General features: G+C 42.6%; 3 protein-coding genes. 2 read left to right on the forward strand and 1 reads right to left on the reverse strand.

Annotated elements, in window-relative coordinates; all coding sequences use genetic code 11:
• Positions 1-581 precede the first annotated feature (581 nt).
• Entirely contained in the window at positions 582-1,196 is a 615-nt protein-coding gene (locus tag VHA02S_RS24570; protein WP_038897743.1) for a helix-turn-helix transcriptional regulator, read from the forward strand.
• 137 nt (positions 1,197-1,333) lie between these two features.
• Complete coding sequence (locus VHA02S_RS24575; protein WP_009698881.1) at positions 1,334-1,678, forward strand: DUF3135 domain-containing protein; 345 nt, start codon at positions 1,334-1,336, stop codon at positions 1,676-1,678.
• Here VHA02S_RS24575 and VHA02S_RS25620 read toward each other — a convergent pair.
• The gene (locus VHA02S_RS25620; protein ID WP_080640351.1) at positions 1,675-1,962 is read right to left on the reverse strand and encodes a GIY-YIG nuclease family protein; all 288 of its coding nucleotides are present in this window, start codon (positions 1,960-1,962) and stop codon (positions 1,675-1,677) included. The genes VHA02S_RS24575 and VHA02S_RS25620 overlap by 4 nt on opposite strands.
• Positions 1,963-2,181 lie beyond the last annotated feature (219 nt).

Here is a 2,181-nt window from a genome sequence, read left to right on the forward strand (position 1 = left end):
AAACCAAAAGAGTTCGTCATCCTAGCAACCTCAAGCGAGACTAAGGATCGAGTAACAGCGCCCCCAAACTCTTCTTCATTCACCTTAAATCACGCATAAACGGATGATAGATTCTGCATCACGCTCGTTCCTCGATGTTCAGAATGACAATTACTTTAACAAGCTATAAACCAAAGGAGTTCGTCATCCTAGCGAGCTCAAGCGAGACTAAGGATCTAATAACAGTGCCCCCAAACTCTTCTTCATTCACCTTAAATCACGGCACAAACGGATAATAGATTTTGAATCACACTCGTTCCTTGCTGTTCAGAATGACAATTACTTTAACAAGCTATAAACCAAAGGAGTTCGTCATCCTAGCGAGCTCAAGCGAGACTAAGGATCTAATAACAGCGCCCCCAAACTCTTCTTCATTCACCTTAAATCACAGCACAAACGGATAATAGATTCTGAATCACACTCGTTCCTCGTTGTTTAGAATGACGACATATACCCAACAAATCCACACACAAATTAAGTCAACACTTTTCTTTACTAACCCTATCGAGCATAATATGTACTGATGTATAGATGGTGGGTATATGAAGACCGTAGATAGGATTTTGCAAATCGTTAAGCGTGATGGCTCTGTCACTGCGAAACAACTCTCTTCTGAACTGGGTATGACAACCATGGGTGCGCGTCAGCATCTACAAGGTTTAGAAGATGACGGCATCCTGTCGATTCATGATGTAAAGGTCAAAGTTGGGCGCCCAACCCGTCATTGGTCCCTTACGCAAAAAGGTCATGAGCAATTTGCTGATCGCCACGGCGAACTGACCATTCAGTTTATTGAAGCGGTAGAGCACATCTTCGGTAAAGACGGATTGGAGAAAGTCACGTCTGAGCGCGAGAAACTCACCCTACAAAACTACCAGCAACACCTTGAGCAGTGCGACTCTCTGGAAAGCAAGTTACAGACACTTGTTACTCTGCGTGAGCAAGAAGGCTACATGGCAGAACTAGAGAAAGATGAACATGGGTTTCTTCTCATAGAAAATCACTGCCCTATTTGCAAAGCAGCCACTCGCTGCCCAAGTTTGTGCCAATCTGAACTCAATGTCTTCCAATCACTTTTAGGTAGCGAAACCAAAATCGAACGAGATGAGCACATCATCAGTGGTCAACGTCGCTGCGTGTACCGAATCCAGCAATAAATCTTCGACCAAACCAACCGTTATTATGAACATACTCTCTTATAAATGAGACTATGACACAATTCATCCGCTCTCATCCTCTATGTAGATTAAGCTTTTAGTAACTAGGAGCAACATCCAATGGATTTGGAGCGGCTATGCCGAACAGTTATACACCTCAAGTTTTGCCCTCATTCGATGAAATGGTAAAAATGGCAGAACGCGACCCCGAAGCCTTTGAGCAATTTCGTCACGATATGGCGAAAGAGATGATTGAAGGTGCTTCAGAGCAGATGCAACCTCGACTGTGGGCACAGCAAAGTCACATAGATAGAGTCATTCATAACTGCAAAAATCCCAACCACACAAATGTCGTATTAATGAATGAATTGCAGAAACAGGTCGTGAAATTCAGAGAGGCATTACAAGGGGAAACCGCCCCAACTAAAAAAGCCGATGTGGTTGAGTTGAAAACGTTTAAAGATAGGGATGATTTTTACTAAAACTCGTTGGACAAATCGAGAAAGTCAGGATTCGTTTTTCTCACTAAATCTAACTTCCACTCTCGCTTCCATTGTTTCAACTGCTTTTCTCGGTTTATGGCAGTTGCCATATCTTCAAACAGCTCAAAGTAAACGAGCTTGTGAACGTGATATTTCTTGGTAAACCCATCAATGACTCCGTTTTTATGCTGCCATATTCTTTGGGCTAGTTGGCTGGTAACACCAATGTAGAGAACTGAGTTATTTTTTGAAGTTAGGATGTAAACGCAAGGTACCTTGTCGATGGTTCATTCTCCTTAATGATCTGTGGTTGCTTTTCCATTGTAATTCACTAGCTCGGTCGTTTACTGCAAACTCGGAGCACTCGGTGAGTAGATTATGAATCACGCTCGTCCCTCGCTGTTCAGAATGACAGTTAATTTAACTTGCTATTAAATAAAGGAATCCGTCATTCTAGCGAGCCTCAGCGAGACTAAGAATCTACTTTCAGCAAGTACAATACC

Origin of the sequence: Vibrio harveyi NBRC 15634 = ATCC 14126 = KCTC 12724, from assembly GCF_001591145.1 — a bacterium.
Taxonomy (GTDB): domain Bacteria; phylum Pseudomonadota; class Gammaproteobacteria; order Enterobacterales; family Vibrionaceae; genus Vibrio; species Vibrio harveyi.

Excerpts from the sequence above, each read along its gene's own strand:
- VHA02S_RS24570 (WP_038897743.1), top strand. The coding sequence starts at position 582 with ATGAAGACCGTAGATAGGATTTTGCAAATCGTTAAGCGTGATGGCTCT.
- VHA02S_RS24575 (WP_009698881.1), top strand. The coding sequence starts at position 1,334 with ATGCCGAACAGTTATACACCTCAAGTTTTGCCCTCATTCGATGAAATG.